The following is a 20610-nucleotide window of genomic DNA, read 5'->3' on the forward strand; positions in this document are numbered from 1 at the left end:
ACCGCCGTTCTCGGCCTCAGTCGGTATCGGTGAAGACCCGCAGCCGGGTCAACGCGGGCCGTTCGGCCCGGCGGGTGCCGTATTCCCCGATCGCGACGGCGCGCCGGTCGACCGTGTGCACCCGGGCGACGACGGACCGGCCGGAGCGGATCCGCTTGTCCCAGCGGCCGCCTGCGAGCAGCCGCGCGACGTCGGAGGCGGTGCACGGCTCGTCGTCCCCGGTGGTGATCTCCACGCCGGTGGTGTGTCGCCGCAGCCCCACCTCGTCGCCGGCGCACGCGTCGTCGAGACACCGCGCGAATGCCGTCCCGATGCCGCTGCCCACACCGCCGAATCCGCGCAGGAATCCCGCGCTGCCGCGCAGCCCCTGGTGGGTGATCATCGCGCGGCCCAGTGCCAGGCCGGCGGGCAGCGCCGCAGGCCCGCCGAGCAGGAACCGGCGGATCATGGCGGGCAGTTCCCAGTAGGCGGACAGAGCCGCGATCCGGAGTCCGGCCGGGGTGTCTCTCGTGTCGTAGCGGATGTAGGCCGGCACCTGCATGGTCAGCGTCGGCGACATGCGGATCTCCAGCGTGAGATCACGCAGTGCCGTTGCACCGGCGACCAGGTCCGCGTCCAGGTCGTGGGAGATGTCGCGCGGGCCGATGAACGTGTCGTAGAAGTGCCCGATCGCCACACGACCCCTGTGCGGCGAGGATCCGACGGGGTCCTCGACCCTGCCGTCGTCGGTGAACAGTCCCAACCACCCTGCGCGGTCGTGTGCGCCCGCGGCGGCGAGGGAACGCTGGGCGGCCGACAGCACGTCAGCGCGCAGAGAGGCCATACGGTTGCCTACCACCCGAACCCCCGGACAGTCGACTGTCCCCGCCGTCGCAGGCACACTGGATGCATCTGCTGTGCGCGTCACAGCCTGCGAGGAGGACAACCATGAGCGGTAACGGACCTTTCGGCTTCGATCCCGAGGACTTCGACCGGGTGATCCGGGACGCCGGCGAGGGCCTGCGTGACGCGCTGGGCAAGTTCATGACGACGTCGGGCGAACGTGCCGGCTGGTCGGTGCTGTTCGACGACCTGGCTCGCGGCGGGCGGCCGCGCCGGCCCGAGACGGCCGGGGAGACCGGTGACGGGGTGTGGGCGATCTTCACCGTCGACCCGTCCGGTGGGGCGCACATCGAGCAGGTGTTCCCGACGGAGCTGGACGCTCTGCGGGCCAACAGGGACAACACGGATCCGACCCGCCGGGTTCGCTTCCTGCCCTATGGCATCGCGGTCAGTGTGCTGGACGCCGCACAGTCAGAGACAGAGACCGGGCCCGAGACGGGTGGTGACACCCCGCAGTAGTGGGGTTCTTTCCCTCGTGTGACGCGTATCGCTCGCGCGGCGATGTAGTTAGCGGGACCACACTGACTTGATCTACTGTGTGTCCGATGAGAAGTTATACCGGCTAAGTTACTATCGGCGGAACATCTCACCAGGCCAGGGGTTACATTGCGCGGCACATGCCGGGGACAGATCGGGAGACACAGCTCGTGATGAAGGTCGCCAGGAAGGTGTGGCTGCCCCTGCTGATCGTGGTCGTCGTGGTCATCGCCGGCCTGACCGTCTCCCGAATCCGGACGTTCTTCGGATCCGACGGCATCATCGAGACGCCCCGCAACTTCGCCGACCTCCCTGAACCGTTCGACCCCAAGGTGGTCCGGTACGAGGTCACCGGCAGCGGCAGCTACGCCGACATCAACTATCTGGATCTCGACGCAAAGCCGCAGCGCGTCGACAACGCGGCGTTGCCGTGGACGCTGACGCTGTCCACCACGGAGCCGTCCGCGGCCCCGAACATCGTCGCCCAGGGTGACGGTGGCTCGATCACCTGCCGGATCCTGGTCGACGACGAGCTGCGCGACGAGAAGACGACCGACGGGCTCAACGCCCAGACCTTCTGTTTCGTGAAGTCGGCATGAGCGCACCTGTCCACGACGCCCCCACCGAACCGCAGCCTTCTCGCCCGCACCGGCCTCTGATTCCGCGGGTGATCCGCACGATGGCGCTGCCCATCGTGTTGGTCTGGGTCGCGGTGATCATCATCCTGAACACCGTCGTGCCCCAGCTCGAGGCGGTCGGCCAGATGCGTGCGGTCTCGATGAGCCCGGACGAGGCGCCGTCGGTGGTCTCGATGAAGCAGGTCGGTGAGGCCTTCAAGGAGGGCGACTCCGACAGCTCGGCGATGATCGTCTTCGAGGGTGACAAGCCGCTCGGCGACGACGCGCATGCCTGGTACGACCAGATGGTCGCGAAGCTTCGGGCCGACACCACGCATGTGCAGTCGGTGCAGGACTTCTGGAGTGATCCGCTCACCGCGGCCGGGTCCACCAGCAATGACGGCAAGGCCGCCTACGTTCAGGTCAAGCTCTCGGGTAACCAGGGCGAGGCGTTGGCCAACGAGTCGGTCGAGGCGGTCCAGGAGATCGTCAAGACGGTGCCGCCACCCCCGGGTGTGAAGGTCTACGTCACCGGGCCGGCGGCGCTGGCCGCCGACCAGCACATCGCCGGTGATCGCAGCATGCGGATGATCGAGGCGGCCACGTTCACCGTCATCATCATCATGTTGCTGCTGGTCTACCGGTCCATCGTCACGGTGCTGATCACGCTGGTGATGGTGGTGTTGTCGCTGGCGACGGCCCGTGGCCTGGTGGCATTCCTCGGCTATCACGACATCATCGGGCTCTCCACGTTCGCGACCAATCTCCTCGTCACGCTGGCGATAGCCGCGGCCACCGACTACGCGATCTTCCTGATAGGGCGATATCAGGAGGCGCGAAGTGTCGGTGAGGACAAAGAGACCGCGTTCTACACGATGTTCCACGGCACCGCGCATGTCGTGCTCGGCTCCGGCCTGACGATCGCCGGTGCGACGTTCTGCCTGAGCTTCACCCGGCTCCCGTACTTCCAGACGATGGGCGTGCCGCTGGCCATCGGCATGGTGGTCGTCGTGCTCGCCGGCGTCGTGCTGATGGTGGCGATCATCTCGCTGGCCACCCGCTTCGGGCTGCTCGAGCCCAAGCGCGCCATGCGTATTCGTGGCTGGCGCAAGATCGGCGCCGCGATCGTGCGGTGGCCCGGCCCGATCCTGGTGGGGGCGATCGCGCTGTCCCTCGTTGGTCTGCTGACGCTTCCCGGCTACCAGACCAACTACAACGACCGGAACTACCTGCCCGCCGACATCCCCGCCAACGAGGGATACGCCGCGGCCGATCGGCACTTCTCACAGGCCCGCCTGAACCCGGAGCTGCTGATGGTCCAAAGCGACCACGACATGCGCAACTCCGCGGACTTCCTGGTGATCGACAAGATCGCCAAGGCGCTGTTCCGGGTCGAGGGCATCGCGCGTGTGCAGGCGATCACCCGCCCGGACGGCAAGCCGATCAAGCACACGTCGATCCCGTTCCAGATGAGCATGCAGGGCACCACGCAGCGGCTGAACCAGAAGTACATGCAGGACCGGATGGCCGACATGCTGGATCAGGCCGCCGAGATGGACAAGACCATCGCGACGATGGAGAAGATGTCCAGCCTCACCAAGCAGATGTCGGAGGTCACCCACTCGATGGTGACCAAGATGACGAGCATGTACGTCGACATCGAGGCGCTGCGCGACAGCATCGCGAACTTCGACGACTTCTTCCGGCCGATCCGCAACTACTTCTACTGGGAACCGCACTGCTACAACATCCCGGTCTGCTGGGCGATCCGGTCGGTGTTCGACACCCTCGACGGCATCAACGTGATGACCGACGACTTCAAGGAGATCATCCCGGAGATGGAGCGGCTCGACACGTTGATGCCGCAGATGGTGGCGTTGATGCCCGAGATGATCTCCACGATGAAGACCATGAAGACCATGATGCTGACGATGTATCAGTCGCAGAAGGGCATGCAGGACCAGATGGCGGCGCAGCAGGAGGATGCGGACGCCATGGGTGAGGCGTTCGACAACTCCATGAACGACGACTCGTTCTACCTGCCCCCGGAGATCTTCGACAACAAGGACTTTCAGCGCGGGCTCGAGCAGTTCCTCTCCCCCGACGGCAAGTCGGTGCGGTTCATCATCGCCCACGAGGGTGATCCGCTGACGCCAGAGGGCATCGCTCGCATCGACAAGATCAAGAACGCCGCGAAGGAGGCGATCAAGGGCACTCCGCTGGAGGGCTCGACGATCTATCTCGGCGGCACCGCGGCCACCTTCAAGGACATGAAGGACGGCAACAACTACGACCTGTTGATCGCGGGCATTTCCGCGCTGGGCCTGATCTTCATCATCATGCTGATCCTCACGCGCGCCGTCGTCGCGTCGGCGGTGATCGTCGGCACGGTGGTGATCTCGCTGGGTGCGTCGTTCGGTCTGTCGGTGCTGTTCTGGCAGCACATCCTGGGTCAGCCGCTGCACTGGATGGTGCTGGCGATGGCGGTGATCATCCTCCTTGCCGTGGGTGCCGACTACAACCTGCTGCTGGTCTCCCGGTTGAAAGAGGAGATCCACGCGGGCATCGGTACGGGCATCATCCGGGCGATGGGTGGCAGCGGTTCTGTCGTCACGGCCGCGGGATTGGTGTTCGCGCTTACGATGATGTCGATGGCGGTCAGCGAGCTGACCATCATCGGGCAGGTCGGTACGACGATCGGGCTCGGGCTGCTGTTCGACACGTTGGTGATCCGGGCGTTCATGACGCCGGCGATCGCCGCGCTGATGGGCCCGTGGTTCTGGTGGCCGCAACGGGTGCGACGGCGTCCCGTTCCGGCGCCGTGGCCGAGACCCGGTGGCTTGCAGAGTGATCCGGCAGAAGGAGTGAGGGTATGAAGCGAGTTCTGATGGGGATCGCTGCGGCGGCCTTGACGGTGGGAGCGTTGGGCACCGCGGCGCCCGCGATGGCCGACCCGGACACCGATTTCGCCAACGAGTTGCATGTCTACGGGATCTACGGGCAGAAGGACTACAACGCCTGGATCGGCAAGATCATGTGCAAGCGGCTCTACACCGGTGTGGACAAGGACGTGTTCGCCACGGCGCGCTTCATCCAGATGAACATGGAGAAGGGCACCACCACCGAGCAGACCTACCAGTTCATCGGTGCGGGTCTGCGGACGTACTGCCCGGAGAAGCTCTCCGTTCTCGACGCGGCTCGCTAGCCGTGCCGTCGGCCACCCGGAGACGGTTCAACGAGGCTGTCACCGGGTTCTGGAGTTTTGCGGCGCCGGTCTATGACACGGCCGTGGTGCAACGGTGGGTGTATCGGCCGGCCCAGGACGAGATGATCGCGCTGCTGCAGGACCGCGGCGCTCGTCGGATCGCCGATGTCGGTTGCGGCACAGGGATTCTCGCGGACAGAATCGCTCGTGAGGTGCCTGGCGCCGAGGTCAGCGGCGTGGATCTGTCCGACGGCATGCTGGCCGAGGCCCAGCGTCGCTCGACGAAGGTGAACTGGCTGCGGGCACCGGCCGAGCAGCTGCCGTTCGCCGACGGCAGCCTCGACGCGGTCGTGAGCACGTCGGCGTTCCACTGGTTCAATCAGCCTGCGGCACTGCGGGAGTTCCACCGCGTGCTCTCCCCCGGCGGTGTCGCGGCCGTCGCGACGCTGAGCCCGCGCCGACTGGTGCCGGTCGAGGTGCTGGCGGCGGTGCGGCTGCCGGCCTACGACGCGCCGGACCCGGCGGCGATGCGGCGGTTGTTCACCGACGCCGGCTTCACCGTCGCCGATCAGCACCGCGTGCACCGCCCGCTGTGGACCCAGGTGCTCTCCGACCTCATCACCGTCGGCGAGTTGTCCCCAGAGCCGATTTGATCCCCAGCTAGCTCATTCGCGGGGCCGAATTGTCGGTGGGCGCTGGGAGATTGGGGTCATGTCTCCGAGCAGTTCTCTCGCCATCGATGAGCGGTTGTCGGTGTTGCATGAGGAATTGGCGGAGCTGACGGGGCAGCGCAATGCGATCGATGCGCGGATCGTCGAGATCGCTGCGGAGATCGACCGGGATGAGTTGTGGGCGGCCGCCGGAGCGCGGTCGACGGCAGGCTGGCTGGCGTGGAAGGCCGGAGTGTCGCCGTCGCGAGCGCACACGATCGCTGCGATCGCAGCGCGCTACGACGAATTTCCCACCTGCATCGAGGGATTGCGGGAGGGCCGGTTCTCGGTCGATCAGGTCGGGGTGATTGCCGAGCATGGTCTGCCCGGCTCGGACGCCCATTTCGCGACCATGGCCCAGTGCGCGACGGTCAGCCAGTTGCGCACTGCGCTGAAGATGCAACCCAAACCCCAGCCCGAACCAGCGCCGGAGCCGGACTCCGACGACGAGGACGTGCCCGTCGCCGACTCGGGGCCGGAGCCCTCGATCACCTCGACCTCCGATGAGCAGTACACCTACTGGCACATCGCGTTACCGCATGGCGAGGCCGCGGCGTTCGAAGCTGCGCTGGCATCTCATCGCGACGCGTTGATCACCGAGTGGAAAGCCGCCGACCCCGATGGGCGGGCAGCGATGCCGACCACCGCGGCGGCGTTTCTGCGCCTGGTCCATATGAGTTGGGACGCAGAAGCTTCCGCGCGACCGCATGGGCAGCGCACCACCGTCGTTCTGCATGTCGATGTCGCGGACAAGCTAGCGGCACTGCATTTGGGACCCGTTCTGCCCGAGAGTGACCGCCGCTACCTGACCTGCGATGCCACGTGCGAGGTGTGGTTTCGTCGCGACGGGCGGGTGATCGGGGCCAGCCGCTCAACCAGGACGGTGAACCGGCGGCTACGCCGCCTGCTCGAGCATCGCGACCGCTGCTGTGTGGTGCCGGGCTGCGGGGCCACCCGGGCACTGCACGCGCATCACCTGGTGCACTGGGAAGACGGCGGCCCCACCGAGCTGTGGAACCTGGCGCTGGTGTGCCCGTATCACCATCGGGCACATCACCGCGGCCTGATCACGATCACCGGCCCCGCCGACCACCTCGTCGTCACCGACGCCGCCGGCCGCGCCCTGACCTCCGCCTCCCTCGCCCGCACACCCACCCGACCACCACCGGACGTGGCACCGTGTCCCGGCCCCACCGGCGAACGCGCGAATTGGTGGTGGTACCAACCCTACGAACCCCGCCCACCCGACGACTGACGCACCTCGTTGTTGTCGGTACCCCTGCCTAGTGTCCGGATGGGGGCTGACAACTGAGGAGACACGATGATCACGCTCGACACCACCGCACTGGATTCCTATCTGAGCGAGGACCACGACGGCCCCGTGGTGATGCTGAATCTGCTTCGCTTCCGACCCGACGGCGGCAGGGACACCTACCTCGAGTACATCGCCCAGTTCGAAAGCACTGGCGTGCAGGCGAAGTATGGCGTCGACGTGCTCTACGTCGGTGCCGGTGGCATCGCACTGGCGGCCGAACCGGGCCAGGACTGGGACATGGTGGCGCTCGTGCGCTATCCCAGCCGCCAGCATTTCGTCGACATGATCAGCGATCCGGAGTACCAGCGGTTCGAGCACCTGCGCGCCGACGCCCTGATCGAGGCGGTACTCCAGGCGACCACGCCGGCCGCCGCGTAGGCGCCACTACGCGAGCACCCCTGGTGTCGCAGACCGTGCAGTGCTCACCGCATCGGCTGCCCACGTTGCGTCTGTTCGCCTCGCCCGGATCCCCCGACGATGGTTACTGCCCCGGCATCGATCGCCGTCGCGGGCGGCTCACCGGTGACCTGGGGGGTCACGTCGCTGGAGAGGTGAAAGACCGTGCTCGGATTCAAACTCGACGCCAGACCGGCCGAGGATGTCATCGATCTCGCCAGGGCCACGGAATCGGCGGGATTCGACCAATTATGGGTGTGTGAGGACCTCGGACTCGCCGGCGGGATCGCCCAGTCGGCCGCCGCTCTCGCTGTGACCGATCGGCTGGAGGTCGGACTCGGTATCGCGCCCGCAGCGGTGCGCAATCCGGCGTATCTGGCCATGGAACTCAGTGCCGTGTCGCGACTGTCCCATGGGCGGTTCCACGCGGGTATCGGTCACGGGATGCCGAATTGGCTGACCCAGGTCGGTCAACACCCGCGCAGTCTGATGACATGCCTGAAAGAAGTGTCCGAGTCCGTCAGCCGCCTCATGGACGGCGGGGCGGTGACGTATCACGGTGAACAGGTGCATCTGACCAACGTGGAAATCGCTCACCCTCCCGCGACACCGAGACCGTTGAGCCTCGGCGTGCGGGGGCCCCGGGGTATCGCCCTGGCAGCAGAACTCGGCCTCGGCGTCATTCTCGCCGAAGGCTCGACACCGGAATACGTCGCCGACGTTCGACGGCAGCTGGGACCTGAGGCTGACATCACCGTGTTCGTCTGGTCGAACATCGACCCCGACGATGCACGAGCAGGGTCCGACGCGCTCGCCGAGAAAGTGTCGGAGGCCGTGAGGAAGCCCTACCTCGCAGCTCAACTCGGCGATCTCGCAGGCGCCGAGTGCAGTCTCGACGCGATCCGGCGCGTGACGGTGTCCGGTGACGCCTCCACCTGCCGCGAGGCGATCACCCGGCTGACCGGAGCCGGGGCCGATTCCGTTGTGCTGCAGCCGATTCTGGGAACCGAAGAACGCCAGCTGGATCTGTTCGGCCGATTGCTGATCGCCTGACGTCACCGATGCTGCAGCGTCTCCGGCGTCCGCCGCAGGTCGTGATCGCGCAGCGCGAGGCTCGTCGCGGCAGTGCGTAGCGGCCCTTGCAGCAGGCCCAGCAGCCCGAGCCGTTGTAACCACGGCACGGCGCACAGCTTCACATTGCGACGCAGAAGCTGACCGCCGGTTCGCACGAGGACCGTGCCGTCGGTGCGTAGCGCCAGGTCCTGATTCATCGTCACGTAATCACGCATACGGAGCTCGTACGCGGCGAAGGCATCCCGGAGGCTCTCGTGCGCCGCCAGTTCACTGGCCAGCACATACGCTCCGGCGATCGCGATGCTGGTGCCCTGCCCGGACAGGAACGCCGGCGCGTAGGCCGCGTCACCGACCAGTGCGACCCGACCCGAGCTCCAGTTCGGAATCCGCACCTGACTGACCGTGTCGACGTAGAGGTCGTTGGTATCGGCCATCGTGTCGATGACTTCGGCTGTCCGCCAACGATCCTCGGCGAACGCCTCGCGGAACGCATCGACGACTGCCGCGCGGTCGTGGCGGTCGAGCGTTCCCGGCGCCGGATGGACGAACGTCGCGAACGCCCGGCCCGGCGCGCCGTCGGCGGGGCGTTCGACCAGAACGGTGCGTCCCGGATGCGACGAGAAATAGCCGGCCCCCGGCGCGAATGCGTCGTCAGGCAGGTCCCAGACCGCCACGTACGGCCCGAGGTGGCGGAGATAGCGTTCCTCGGGGCCGAACGCGAGCGCGCGGACGTTGGAATGGATACCGTCGGCGCCGATCACCACGTCGACGACTTCGGTGGGACGGCGTTCGAACGTCACCTCCACCCCGCCGTCGAGCTCCCGCAGCGCGGTGATCGACTCGGAGAACACGTAGTCGACACGGTCGGCGCTTGCCTGGAAAAGCACCGAGCTGAGTTCTCCGCGGGAGATCTCGACGTCGCCGTCCCCCGAGGAGCCGAGCAGATTGCCGTAATCGAGCGTGCACAGGCGGTGACCCCGCGGGCTGAGCAGGGCCACGGGCACATGTCGGTAGCGATGCTCGACCAGCTGCTCGTGAAGACCCATCTGGGTGACGACGTCGACGGCGGCACCGCGGACGTCGACCGGATAACCGCTGGTGCGCAACTGATCTGCGCGCTCGACGACTGTGACGTGCCAGCCCGCCTCGGCCAGCCAGAACGCCAGAACAGGGCCGGCGATGCTCGCGCCGGAGATCACAGCTTTACGTGTCATGGAAGCCCCACACATATCGGACGGAATAAGCTACAGAAGTGTCTCTTACACTCGCCACGGTAGCGCCGTGCGTTAAGCTACGCAAGTGTCCTCTAAGGCAGCCCCCACCCAGCGGCGGCGCGGCGCTGAACTCGACTCCGCGATCCTGGCCGCGGGCTGGGAACAACTGCTCGACGCCGGCTACGCGGGCTTCACGATCGAGGCGGTGGCCGCCAGGGCGGAGGCAGCACGCTCTGTGCTCTACCGCCGCTGGCCGACGCGGTTGGATCTTCTCGAGGCGGTGATCCGCCGGCGCGGCGAGGTCGACACGGTGCCTGTCCCGGACACGGGGACACTACGCGGCGATGTCCTCACGGTGCTCACCGATTTCAACGATCGCCGGGCGCGCACGATGGGCCTGTTCGCCGCACTGTTCGGCGCCTACTACGACGAGGCAGGCGGTTCGCCGGCGAAGCTACGCGCCCTGTTCGTGCCCGACGGGCCGAGCATCATGACGCAGATCGTCGAACGTGCCGTCGCACGAGGCGAATTGGCGGCGATGCCGCCGCCGCGCATCCTGAATCTGCCCGCGGACCTGCTGCGCCACGAGCTGTTCATGACCATGTCCGCGGTAACGCAGGACACCATCACCGAGATCGTCGACGACGTGTTCCTGCCGCTGGTCACCCGGCGGTGACTCAGCTGGTGATGTGCGCGGGTTCGTAGGAGCAGATCGCGTCGACCTTGTCAGCCGACGCACTCTGCGGATCGAATTCGTAACCCAGCCAATCCTTGGCGAGCCGGCGGGCCAGTTCGAGACCGACGACCCGCTGCCCGAAGCACAGCACCTGGGCGTTGTTCGACAGCACCGAACGCTCCACAGAGAAACTGTCGTGCGCGGTGACCGCGCGGATACCCGGCACCTTGTTCGCGCTGATCGCCACGCCAAGACCGGTTCCGCACACCAGCAGCGCGCGGTCGGCCTTACCCTCGGCGATCATCCGCGCGGCGGCCACCGCGACGTGCGGGTAGGCCGTGTTCTCGTCGGCACTCACCCCGACATCGGTGACCTCGGCGACGCGATCATCGGCCTGCAGATCACTCTTGAGTGCTTCCTTGTAGTCGAAGCCTGCGTCGTCGGAGCCGACGACGATCCGGAGCCCTGCCATGAGGGTCACTCCCCTTTCGCTGTTGTGCGAGTCGAATTCAGCGTGTCGGCGACGGTGCGCAGACACATCGCCAGCGACGTCGCGCCGGCGTCGGGGGTGCCGACGCTGCGCTCGGCCAGCGGACGCGCCCGCCCGACCTTGGGTCGCATGTCGGCCGTTGCGTGCGCTGCCTCGGTCGCGACCTCGGCCGCTTCGCCCCACGCCTCCTGCCACGGGGTCCCGTCGGCGACCCGTCGGTCGAAGTCGTCGACGAACGGCAGCAGTGCGTCGAGCATCGTCTTGTCTCCCGGTGCGGCGCCCCCGAGCGAGACCAACGCGTCGTAGCCGTCACGCATTCCGCCCGACAGCGCCTCACCGTCGGGACGGCCGGTATCCCCCAGTCGAGCGCCGAGGGCCGACAGCAACGCGCCCCACAGCACCCCGGAGGTGCCGCCGGCTTTGGCTGCCCACTCTTTGCCTGCCTCGGCGAGCACCGACCCCTGGCCACCGCCGGCGTCGACCGCCCGCTGCGCTGCCGAACACGCGGCCGAGCTGCCCTTGACCATTCCCCTGCCGTGGTCGCCGTCGCCGGCAACGGCGTCGATGCGACCGAGCTCGTCCTCCGCGTCGGCCAGCATGCCGGCCATCGCGGTGATGGCACGCAGCACCACCTGTGCACCGCGGCGCCCCTCGTCGTCGGCGAGCTCGTCCAGCGCCGGTGCCGACGAATTCGCTTGCAGCTCTTCGGCACTGCGCCGTTCCCCGGTGTCCGCGGCATCAGCGGGCGCACCCTTGCGGTAGGCCGGGGTGTCGGCCGGCGCGGTCCAGTAGCGTTCCAGCTCGTCGTCGAGCCACATCACGGTCAGCGAGCAACCGGCCATGTCGAGGCTGGTGACGAGCTCACCCACCTCGGGCTCGACGATCTCGAAGCCGCGATCCCGCAGCAGCCGTGACACCGTCCCCCACACCACGAACAACTCTTCGTATTTGGTGCGACCCAACCCGTTGAGGATCACCGCCAGCCGCGTCGACGTCGCGTCGGGATGATCGGCGAGCACACCGTCGACCAGCGTTTCGGCGAGCGACTCCGCGGTCGGCATCGGCTCGTCGGCCACGCCCGGCTCCCCGTGGATACCGAGACCGACGCCCATCGTGCCCTCGGGCACGGTGAAGAGCGGATGGTCGGCACCCGGCATCGTGCAACCGTCGAACGCCACGCCCAGCGTGCGGGTCGCCGCGTTCGCCGCCTCCGCGACCCGGACCACCCCGGCCAGATCGAGGCCGTCTTCGGCCGCGGCGCTCGCACACTTGAACACGGTGAAATCGCCTGCGATACCGCGTCTCTTCGCCTCCTCGCCCCGGGGTGCACTGGCGACGTCGTCGGTGACGGCGAAGTATTCGGCGTCGATGCCCTCGCCGCGCAGCTGAGTCACCGCGAGGCCGAAATTCATCACGTCTCCGGCGTAGTTGCCGGTGGTCAGCAGGACACCCGCGTCGCCGTGGGCGGCGCGGGCCACCGACGCGGCCTCCTCCGCCGACGGCGAGGTGAAGATGTTGCCGACGACGGCGCCGTCGGCGAAGCCGACACCGACCGTTCCGCAGAACGCCGGGTAGTGGCCCGATCCGCCGCCGATGACGACCGCGACCTTCCCCGGGCGCGTCCGGTGGGCACGAACCACGCCGCCCGGCACTCCGGCGACGTAGCGCGAATTGGCGTCCAGGAACCCGACGAGCATGTCTTCGGTGAATCTGGCGGGGTCGTTGTAGAGCTTGGTCATCGAAGTCGCTCCCCGGTGTCGGCGTCGAACAGGTAGACCCGCTGCGCCGGCGCTGTCACCGATACCTGTTGCTCTGGATCGTGGCTCTGTTCGGCCGGGGTCTGCACCACGATACCGTCCTCGATGCCCGCCACCGTGGTGGTCGCCAGGCCGAACTCCAGCAGGTGCTCGAAGTAGGCGACGGTCGCGGCGAGGCCCTCGGCGCCGCGGTCGGAGAGCGCGCAGTCCTGCGGACGAATGCCGACCGTGACTGCCGTGCCATCACTGACCGAGGTCGCCGACGTTTCCAGAGACCCTGCGCCAGAACCGATCTCGACGTGCACCCGGCCCTCGCGCACCCTCGCGACACCGGGCAGCACGTTGATCGCAGGCTCACCGACGAAGCCGGCGACGAACAGGTTGGCCGGATCGTCGAACACCTCGTCGGGCGTCCCGAACTGTTGCACGACACCGCCGTCCATCACGGCCAGCCGATCCGCCAGCGACAGCGCCTCCACCTGGTCGTGGGTGACCACGATCGTCGTGTAGCCGAACTCGCGTTGCAGGACCTTCAGTTCGCGCCGCACGCGGTTGCGTGCGGACGCATCGAGGTGACTCAACGGCTCATCGAGCAGCAGCACCGGCGGGTTACGCACCAGCGCGCGGGCCAACGCCACGCGCTGCTTCTGACCGCTGGACAGACTTGCCGGCCGCAGCGAGAGCAGATCGTTCATCTCCAGTCGATCGCAGATCGAGGAGACCATCTTCTCGGCGCCCTTGACCTTGCGGGCCTTCAGTCCGTAGAGCAGGTTGTCGCGCACCGACAGCGGCGGGTACAACGCGTAACTCTCGAAGCCCACGCCGATCCCGCGTTTGGCCGCGGGCAACTGGGAGATCTCCCTCTCACCGATCTTGATCGACCCGCTGGTCACCGTCTCCAGGCCGGCGATCATCCGCAGCGTCGTGGTCTTGCCGCATCCCGACGGGCCGAGCAGCGCAACCAGCTCCCCCGGCCGGATGTCGAGGTCGATGCCCTTGACGGCGGTCACCGAATCGCGGCCTCGTGACGAGTAGGTCTTCACCAGGTCGCGCAATGTCAGGCTCTGCGCGCCCTGCTGGGTGGGGTTGTCCGTCGCGACGCTCACTGCACTACCTCCAGGGTCTGATCGCTGAACCGGCTGGTGTCCCCGTCGCCCGGCGCGAACACGTGCACGTCGGACTCGGCGATACGCATCGTGACGTCGTCTCCCTCGCCGACACCATGGCGTCCCGAGGTGAGTGCGATCAGTTGCGCGCCGCCGACGTCGACGGTCAGCTCGATGTTGCGGCCCAGTCGTTCGGCGAGCTGGACGCGCCCACGCAACGAACCCTCCCGGCTGGTCACGTGAATGTCGCAGGGGCGCAGCCCGACTCGAACGCGGGTGCCGCGCTCGCAGTTCACATCCGCCGGTACCGGCACGTCGAGTGAACCGTCACCCAGCCGGATTCGGCCGTCGTCGACGACACCGTCGAGCAGGTTGATCTCGGGCTGGCCGAGGGCGCGTGCGACGAACGTGTCGGCGGGCTTGCGCCAGATCTCTTCAGGCGTACCGATCTGCATGAGCCGGCCCTCTCGCATGACCGCGATGCGATCACCGAGCGCCAGCGCCTCCTGGTAGTCGTGGGTGACGTAGATCGTCGTGGTGTTCGACATCGCGCCGAGTTGCTTCAACTCGGCCCGCATCGACGCACGCAGTTTGGCATCCAGATGGCTCAGCGGCTCGTCGAGTAGGTAGACATCAGCGGGCCGGACCAGCACCCGCCCGAGCGCCACGCGTTGGCGCTGACCGTTCGACAGTTCCCGGGGCAGCCGGTTCTTCAGGTGATCGATGCCCAGCGTGGTGGTTACCTGATCGATGCGCTTGGCGCGCTCCTGCTCCGAGTACTTGCCGGTGCGCCCCGATTTCAGCGGTGACGCCAGATTCTCGGCGACCGTCTTCTGCGGGTACAGCGCATAGCTCTCGAACGCCATCGCCACGTTGCGGTGGTAGGGCTCGACCGCGGTCATGTCCACCCCGCCGATCGACACCGACCCCGAGTCGACGTCGACGAGGCCGGCGATCGACTTCAGCGTCGTCGTCTTTCCCGCACCGCTGGGGCCGAGGATGACGAAGAACTCGCCGTCGGCGATGTCGAGCGAGATGCCGTCGACCGCGCGGACGTCCTTGCCGTAGGTCTTGCAGATGTTGGTGACCGTTACCGTGGCCATCAGGCTTTCACCGCCCCGAATGACAGGCCCCGCACCAGGTATCGCTGGATCGTCAGCGCGAGGACGAGTGGTGGCAGCGCGGCGATCAACGCCGCGGCAGCCGTGAGGTTGTAGTACGCCTGGCCGCCGCCGCCGAGGAACTTCGTGATGGCGACGGTGACGGTGCCCGCGTTGCTGTCGGCCAGGATCAACGGGAACACGTAGTTGTTCCAGGCGAAGATGAACGCCAGCAGCGCCGCCGCGGCGATGCCGGGCCGCACGATCGGCAGCGCCACCATCAGGAACGCGCGCCGCCGGGTGTAGCCGTCGAGCAGGGCCGCCTGCTCCAGATCCTCGGGCAGATCCTGGAAGTAGGACCGCAGAATCCACACCACCAGAGGCATGGTGACCAGCTGCAGCACCCAGATCATTCCGACCTTGGTGTCGAAGAGGCCGATCTGGTTGTAGATCACGAACAGGGGCACGATCACCATCAGCTCGGGAGCGAACCGGAACGACAGCATCTGGAACATCAGGTCGTTGCTGCCGCGGTACTGCCAGCGGCCCGCGGCGTAGGCGGCGGGGATGCCGATCACCAGCGACACGATCACCGCGCCGCCGCAGTTGAGCAGGCTGGTGAGCAGGGACGCCTTGAAGTCGACACTCGTCATCTGAGTGCCCTTGTCCGACACCACCGTCGCGAAGTTCGACCATGTCGGGCTGAACGAGAAGTACGTCGTCGTCTGCTGTTCGGCGTTCTTCAGGGCCAGCATCAGCATCCAGAAGATCGGGAACAGCGAAAAGACGAACCAGATGATCAGACCGACGTCGGCGGCGACGGCGCCGATGGACCAACGCCGCTGACCGGGTTGCAGTTCGGCTCGGGACAGGTTGAGGGCCATGATCTACGACTCCGCTCCGGCAGCGCGGCGCTGCGCTTTTCCGAGCACGCTCACCAGGTAGCGCGCGGTGATGAACACGATGATCCACAGCAGCAGCATGTAGGTGCTGCCGCGCGAGTAGTCCAGGTTGATGATCGAGTCCTCGAAGGCGCCGATCTGCAGGGTGCGGGTGGCCACGCCGGGGCCGCCCGCAGTCAGCACGAAGATGTGGTCGAACACCTTGAGGTTGTCCATGAACCGGAAGATCACGGCGACCAGGATGTAGGGCCACAGCATCGGCAGCATCAGCTTGCGGAACATGTAGAACCAGTTGGCGCCGTCGACGTCGGACGCCTCGAAGGGCTCCTTGGGCAGCGAGCGGATGCCCGCGAGCACCAGGATCGCCACGAACGGCGTGAAGATCCACACGTCGACCAGGATCACCGAGAACAGGGCGTTGTTCGCCGACAGCCAGTCGAACGTGTTACCCAGGCCGAGAACGTGATTGAGGATGCCGAACTGCGGGTTGAACATCAGCTTCCAGATCACGCCCGCGATCACCGGGGCGATCATCAGCGGCAGGATCAGCACCTTCTCGAAGATCTTGCCGATGATGCTGGACCGGTTGAGCAGCAGAGCGAGCCCGACCCCGAGCACCGTCTCGATCGCCGTCGCGGCGATGGCGAAGATCACGGTGACCTTGACGCTCTGCCAGAACACTTGGTCTCCGAGGACCGAGGCGAAGTTGTCGAACCACACGAAGTGCGGATCGGGGTTCACGGCGGCGTAGTTGAGGAACGCGTAGTACGCGCCGACGAAGAACGGGTACAGGATGCCGATGACGATCACCAGGGCGGGGATCGACAGCAGATAGGGCCGTAACTTGCGCCGCCAGGTCGGCACCTCGGGGAGCTTGCGCGCGCCGGCCGACGAATCGGGCCGCGGCGACGCGGCAGGCGCCTTGGATGTCTGAGTCGTCATCGATGCCAGAGCTCCTAGAGGTTGACCTTGGACGTGTTTGTCTTGGCGAGGCTGCGCAACCGCGACGCGGCGTCCTCACCGCCGTAGATGTCCTGCAGTGCCACCGCCCAGTTCTGGGTCGTGTCGAAGAACTTCTTCTGCGGCGTGAACTGGATCTTGGACTGGCCGATGACCGTCTCGAAGGCCTCGAGATAGCCGAACTGGTCGGCGGCGACCCGCTTGAACGTCGTGTCGAACACCGACTTTCGGACCGGGTCCGCGTAGGTCCCGCCCTCGACGGCCTTGTTCATCGACTCCTTGCCCGTCGCCCACTGGATGAACAACCACGCCGGCAACTTGTTGCGCGAGTTCGCGCTCATCGCCCAGCTCCAGGTCCACAGGTTGGTCTTGTAGTTGCCGTCCGGGCCGGCCGGCCCCGCGTACCACGCGATGTTGCCGGCTTCCTTACTGGCTCCCGGCTTGTTCTTCGGGTAGGTGGCGCTGTCGGCGTCGTAGACCATCATCGCCTTGCCGTCGCCGAGATCGCCGGTGGCGTTGGGATAGTCGTAGGTGGTCCACGACGTCGGACCGGCCTCGTGCTGCATGGCGATCCACTTTTTCGTGAAGTCGATGGCCTTGTCGCTGTCCATCTCGGCGATGAGTTCCGAACCGTTCCAGGTGTAGTCGACGGCACCTTCGCGGGAGTACTGCGTCATGAAGCCCGGGTGGATGGTGGCCCAGGACTTGGACCCGCGGGTGGAGATGCCGTAGCGGTTCTGGGAGCGGTCGGTCAGATCGATGGCCAGCTGGATGAAGTCGTCGAGATTGTCGGGCAGCCGGGTGATGCCCTTCTCGTCGAACACCCGCTTGTTGTAGGCGACGACGTTGTTCTCGAATCCCCATGGGATCGCCCACTGTCCGCCGGTGCCCAACGGCTGACCCAACTGGAAGTCCCACCGGGTGGAGGTACGCAGCCCGTCGAAGATGTCCTCGAAGTCGTACTCGGCGTTGGTGGCCGCAGTGTTGGACAGCCAGGGGTTGAGGTCCTCGATCCACCCCGGCGGGCCGTACTGCCAGATGAAGTACGCGCCGAGCATGAACGCGTCGTGTTTGCCTGAGCCGCCGGCCAATTCGGTGTTCAGCTTGGTGAAGTAGTCCGCCTCGGGCACCAGGTCGACGTTGACGTTGATTCCCGTCAGCTCGGTGAACTCCTTGAGCAGAGGCTGGTAGGACAGCTGGTACGGGTGCGGGGTCTGCAGGATGTTGATGGTCGAGCCGGCCGCCTTGCGCCAGTCGAAGCCACCGGTCACCGCATCGGCGCCGTTGGGCATGCTGGCCTTGCCGCCGACGCCGCACGAACTCAGCATCGGCACGCTGGCCGCCGCGGCGCCCGCCACACCCAGCGCCGTCAGCATCTTGCGGCGCGAGAACTGCTGTCCCATGGGGGGATTCGAGAACAGACTCATCGGGGTCCTTTTTCTGGGGTTCTTGGTGTCCCGAGCCTCAGGCGGGGATGAGGGAGACCTTGACCGATTCCTTGCCGCTGGCGACGAGGTCGAGCCCCTGCTGGAACTCGGTCAGTGGCAGCTGGTGGGTGCAGATCCGGTCCATCGGGAGGACACCGGACTCGATCATCTTGATGGCCGCGGGCCAGCAGTACGGGCCCAGGTGTGCACCGAGGACGTCGAGTTCCTTGTCGTCGCTGATGATGCTCCAGTCGACGGTCACGTCGCTGCCGAACACGCCGTACTCGACGTACCGGCCGAGCTTGCGTAACAGGTTGAGCCCCTGCGGAACCGCCGAGGGATGGCCGGTGCCCTCCAGGTACACGTCGGCACCGTAGCCGTCGGTCAGCTCCTTGACGATCTCCACGGCGTCCTGTTCGGCGATGTTGATCGTGATGTCGGCGCCGCACAGCTTGGCGAGCTCGAGCTTCTCGGGCGCCATGTCGAGCGCGATGACATGTATCGGGTTCTTGGCACGCGCGCCGGCGACCATGCCGAGGCCGATGGGCCCGCAGCCGGCGACGACCACGACGTCTTCGAACAGGATCTGTGCGCGTTCCACCGCGTGCAGTGAGCACGACAGCGGTTCGGCGAAGGCGGCGTGGTGGGGCTCGACATCGGCAGAGACCTTGTGCACCAACGCTTCCGCGGGATACACCATGTAGCTGGCCATCGCTCCCGGGGTGCGGCGCTTGAAGCCGTACAGGTCATGCGGCTGGCACATGTGGTACTGGCCGCGCTTGCAGAACCGGCATTCCCAGCACGGCACGATCTGCTCGGAGACCACCCGGTCGCCTACGGCGATGCCCCACCGGGAGGCGGCCTCATCGTCGAGATCGACGACGCGCCCGACGAATTCGTGCCCGGGGATCACCATGGTCTCCGCCCACGCGGGACGATTCTCGTCGCCCCAGAACTTCGCGGCGCCGTGGTAGCACTTCAGGTCGCTGGCGCAGATTCCGACCGCTTCGACTTTGACAAGGGCTTCGCCGGGGCCGCGTTGGGGAACGGCCACCTCCTCCAGTCGGTAGTCGTTGGGCCCGTGGCAGACCACAGCCTGCATTTTTTCGGGGATCTGAGCAGCCATCGCGGGTTCCTCCCTTTGTGTTCGGAGTCACAGTAGCGAAGCTGGTGCACATCTGTCCAGAACATCTGTTCAATGAACTTCTTTCCAGAGCAGACGTTCGGTGTCATACTTTGCCCATGCCTCGGCCGTCCGCGCCCGCCACCTCGTCGGCGAAGTCGGATGGTGCCGCGCCCGAGCCGGAGAGCAGCCATTTCCCGGCCACCCTGCTCTACACCGCGGCACGGCTCTACTACGAGGACGAGGCCACCCAGGCCGAGATCGCCGAGCAGCTGGGCACCAGCCGAGCGACGGTGAGCAGGCTGCTCGCCGAGGCGAAACGCCAGGGCATCGTGCGCATCGAGGTGATCGCACCCGAGGACGCCCGCACAGGCGAGCTCGCCGACCGGGTGGCCCGGGCCCTGAACCTGAACACGGTCTACCTGTCGCCGCCGCTACCAGCGCCTGGCCCAGGACGCAGCGTCGTCGACATCATGGGCCGGGTAATCGCACCCGCGACTGCGCGGGCGCTCGCCGAAGCGGGTTTGCTCCCGGGCGACGTGCTCCTGGTGTCGTCCGGCCGCACGGTCTACGAGCTGGCCCAGCACGAACTCACCTCACTGCCCGGCGTGGTGGTGACCCCCACCGTCGGCGGCAACGACCAACCCTACGAGTGGTACCAGACCAACGAGATCACGCGGCTTGTCGCCAATCGCGTCGGCGGTCGTGCCAACTACCTGTTCGCACCGGCACTTCCGGGTCCGGCGCTGTATGACTCCCTGCTCGAGGATCCGAGCATCCAGCGCGTGCTGCACCAGTGGCCGCATGCCCGGTGCGCGCTGATGGGTGTCGGCGCACCGCCGCTCATCCGGTCGGACATCCCCCAGTTCGTGCCGACCGGTTCGACGTCCCTGCGCGCCGCCGTCGGTGACGTGTGCTCACGCTTCTACGACCGCAACGGCACACCCGTCGACTTCGACGGCGCAGAACGGCTCATCGCGCTGGAATTGGAGACGCTGCGCCACATCCCCGTCACCATCGCGGTGGCGATCGGAAGGGACAAGGTCGAATCCATCACCGCCGGCGCCCGGGGCGGCTACTTCAACCGACTCGTCACCGATCCGGGCACCGCCGAAGCGCTGCTGGCGGCCACCGATGACCCCACCGACAAGCAGGTAGCACAGGAGGTTTCGTGACCAC

General features: G+C 66.7%; 20 protein-coding genes. 10 read left to right on the plus strand and 10 right to left on the minus strand.

Annotation, left to right across the window (positions count from 1 at the left end):
• Positions 1-16: 16 nt before the first annotated feature.
• Positions 17-823: a nuclear transport factor 2 family protein gene (locus PGN37_RS07280; protein WP_335330363.1), complete on the minus strand. Its 807-nt coding sequence runs from the start codon at positions 821-823 to the stop codon at positions 17-19.
• A 104-nt stretch (positions 824-927) separates the two neighbouring features.
• On the opposite strand from PGN37_RS07280, the gene PGN37_RS07285 reads away from it, so the two are divergent.
• The 8 genes from PGN37_RS07285 to PGN37_RS07320 all read left to right on the plus strand — a co-directional run bounded on the left by PGN37_RS07285 (position 928) and on the right by PGN37_RS07320 (position 8655).
• Positions 928-1341 (plus strand): hypothetical protein, encoded by a 414-nt coding sequence (locus tag PGN37_RS07285; protein ID WP_335330364.1) that lies wholly within the window; start codon positions 928-930, stop codon positions 1339-1341.
• Positions 1342-1532: 191 nt separating this feature from the next.
• On the plus strand, positions 1533-1958 hold the full coding sequence (locus PGN37_RS07290; RefSeq protein ID WP_442932886.1) for an MmpS family transport accessory protein: 426 nt from the start codon (positions 1533-1535) through the stop codon (positions 1956-1958).
• The gene (locus PGN37_RS07295) at positions 1955-4852 is read left to right on the plus strand and encodes an MMPL/RND family transporter (protein WP_335330365.1); all 2898 of its coding nucleotides are present in this window, start codon (positions 1955-1957) and stop codon (positions 4850-4852) included. Before PGN37_RS07290 ends, PGN37_RS07295 begins: the two co-directional genes overlap by 4 nt.
• Positions 4849-5181 (plus strand): DUF732 domain-containing protein, encoded by a 333-nt coding sequence (locus PGN37_RS07300; RefSeq protein WP_335330366.1) that lies wholly within the window; start codon positions 4849-4851, stop codon positions 5179-5181. The genes PGN37_RS07295 and PGN37_RS07300 overlap by 4 nt, the downstream gene beginning before the upstream one ends.
• 2 nt (positions 5182-5183) lie before the next feature.
• Positions 5184-5834 carry a class I SAM-dependent methyltransferase gene (locus tag PGN37_RS07305; RefSeq protein WP_335330367.1) on the plus strand — a complete coding sequence of 217 codons (651 nt, stop codon included), beginning with the start codon at positions 5184-5186 and terminating at the stop codon, positions 5832-5834.
• A 58-nt stretch (positions 5835-5892) separates the two neighbouring features.
• On the plus strand, positions 5893-7146 hold the full coding sequence (locus PGN37_RS07310; protein ID WP_335330368.1) for an HNH endonuclease signature motif containing protein: 1254 nt from the start codon (positions 5893-5895) through the stop codon (positions 7144-7146).
• Between the two features lie 66 nt (positions 7147-7212).
• Positions 7213-7584, plus strand: a complete 372-nt coding sequence (locus PGN37_RS07315) for a hypothetical protein (RefSeq protein WP_335330369.1) — start codon at positions 7213-7215, stop codon at positions 7582-7584.
• Between the two features lie 183 nt (positions 7585-7767).
• Positions 7768-8655, plus strand: coding sequence for an LLM class flavin-dependent oxidoreductase (locus PGN37_RS07320; RefSeq protein ID WP_335330370.1), 888 nt, complete (start codon positions 7768-7770; stop codon positions 8653-8655).
• 2 nt (positions 8656-8657) lie between these two features.
• Here the strand turns inward: PGN37_RS07320 and PGN37_RS07325 are convergent, their stop codons facing one another.
• A complete protein-coding gene (locus PGN37_RS07325) occupies positions 8658-9890 on the minus strand; it encodes an FAD-dependent monooxygenase (RefSeq protein ID WP_335330371.1) in 1233 nt (410 codons plus the stop codon).
• A gap of 85 nt (positions 9891-9975) precedes the next feature.
• Between PGN37_RS07325 and PGN37_RS07330 the strand changes: the two genes are divergently transcribed.
• Entirely contained in the window at positions 9976-10566 is a 591-nt protein-coding gene (locus PGN37_RS07330; protein ID WP_335330372.1) for a TetR-like C-terminal domain-containing protein, read from the plus strand.
• A gap of 1 nt (position 10567) precedes the next feature.
• Here PGN37_RS07330 and PGN37_RS07335 read toward each other — a convergent pair whose 3' ends face one another.
• The 8 genes from PGN37_RS07335 to eltD all read right to left on the minus strand — a co-directional run bounded on the left by PGN37_RS07335 (position 10568) and on the right by eltD (position 19434).
• Positions 10568-11038, minus strand: a complete 471-nt coding sequence (locus tag PGN37_RS07335; protein WP_335330373.1) for a ribose-5-phosphate isomerase — start codon at positions 11036-11038, stop codon at positions 10568-10570.
• Between the two features lie 5 nt (positions 11039-11043).
• The gene (gene derK / locus PGN37_RS07340) at positions 11044-12795 is read right to left on the minus strand and encodes a D-erythrulose 4-kinase (RefSeq protein ID WP_335330374.1); all 1752 of its coding nucleotides are present in this window, start codon (positions 12793-12795) and stop codon (positions 11044-11046) included.
• Complete coding sequence (locus tag PGN37_RS07345) at positions 12792-13919, minus strand: ABC transporter ATP-binding protein (RefSeq protein ID WP_335330375.1); 1128 nt, start codon at positions 13917-13919, stop codon at positions 12792-12794. Before PGN37_RS07345 ends, derK begins: the two co-directional genes overlap by 4 nt.
• Entirely contained in the window at positions 13916-15022 is a 1107-nt protein-coding gene (locus PGN37_RS07350; protein ID WP_335330376.1) for an ABC transporter ATP-binding protein, read from the minus strand. Before PGN37_RS07350 ends, PGN37_RS07345 begins: the two co-directional genes overlap by 4 nt.
• Positions 15022-15903, minus strand: coding sequence for a carbohydrate ABC transporter permease (locus PGN37_RS07355; RefSeq protein ID WP_111512279.1), 882 nt, complete (start codon positions 15901-15903; stop codon positions 15022-15024). Before PGN37_RS07355 ends, PGN37_RS07350 begins: the two co-directional genes overlap by 1 nt.
• A 3-nt stretch (positions 15904-15906) precedes the next feature.
• Complete coding sequence (locus PGN37_RS07360; RefSeq protein WP_335330377.1) at positions 15907-16863, minus strand: carbohydrate ABC transporter permease; 957 nt, start codon at positions 16861-16863, stop codon at positions 15907-15909.
• A 14-nt stretch (positions 16864-16877) separates the two neighbouring features.
• On the minus strand, positions 16878-18284 hold the full coding sequence (locus tag PGN37_RS07365; RefSeq protein WP_335330378.1) for an extracellular solute-binding protein: 1407 nt from the start codon (positions 18282-18284) through the stop codon (positions 16878-16880).
• Between the two features lie 61 nt (positions 18285-18345).
• Positions 18346-19434, minus strand: a complete 1089-nt coding sequence (gene eltD, locus PGN37_RS07370) for an erythritol/L-threitol dehyrogenase (protein WP_335330379.1) — start codon at positions 19432-19434, stop codon at positions 18346-18348.
• A gap of 116 nt (positions 19435-19550) precedes the next feature.
• Here eltD and PGN37_RS07375 point away from each other — a divergent pair, with 116 nt between their 5' ends.
• Entirely contained in the window at positions 19551-20606 is a 1056-nt protein-coding gene (locus PGN37_RS07375; RefSeq protein WP_335330380.1) for a sugar-binding transcriptional regulator, read from the plus strand.
• Positions 20607-20610 lie beyond the last annotated feature (4 nt).

Origin of the sequence: Mycobacterium kyogaense, from assembly GCF_036946525.1 — a bacterium.
GTDB lineage: Bacteria > Actinomycetota > Actinomycetes > Mycobacteriales > Mycobacteriaceae > Mycobacterium > Mycobacterium kyogaense_A.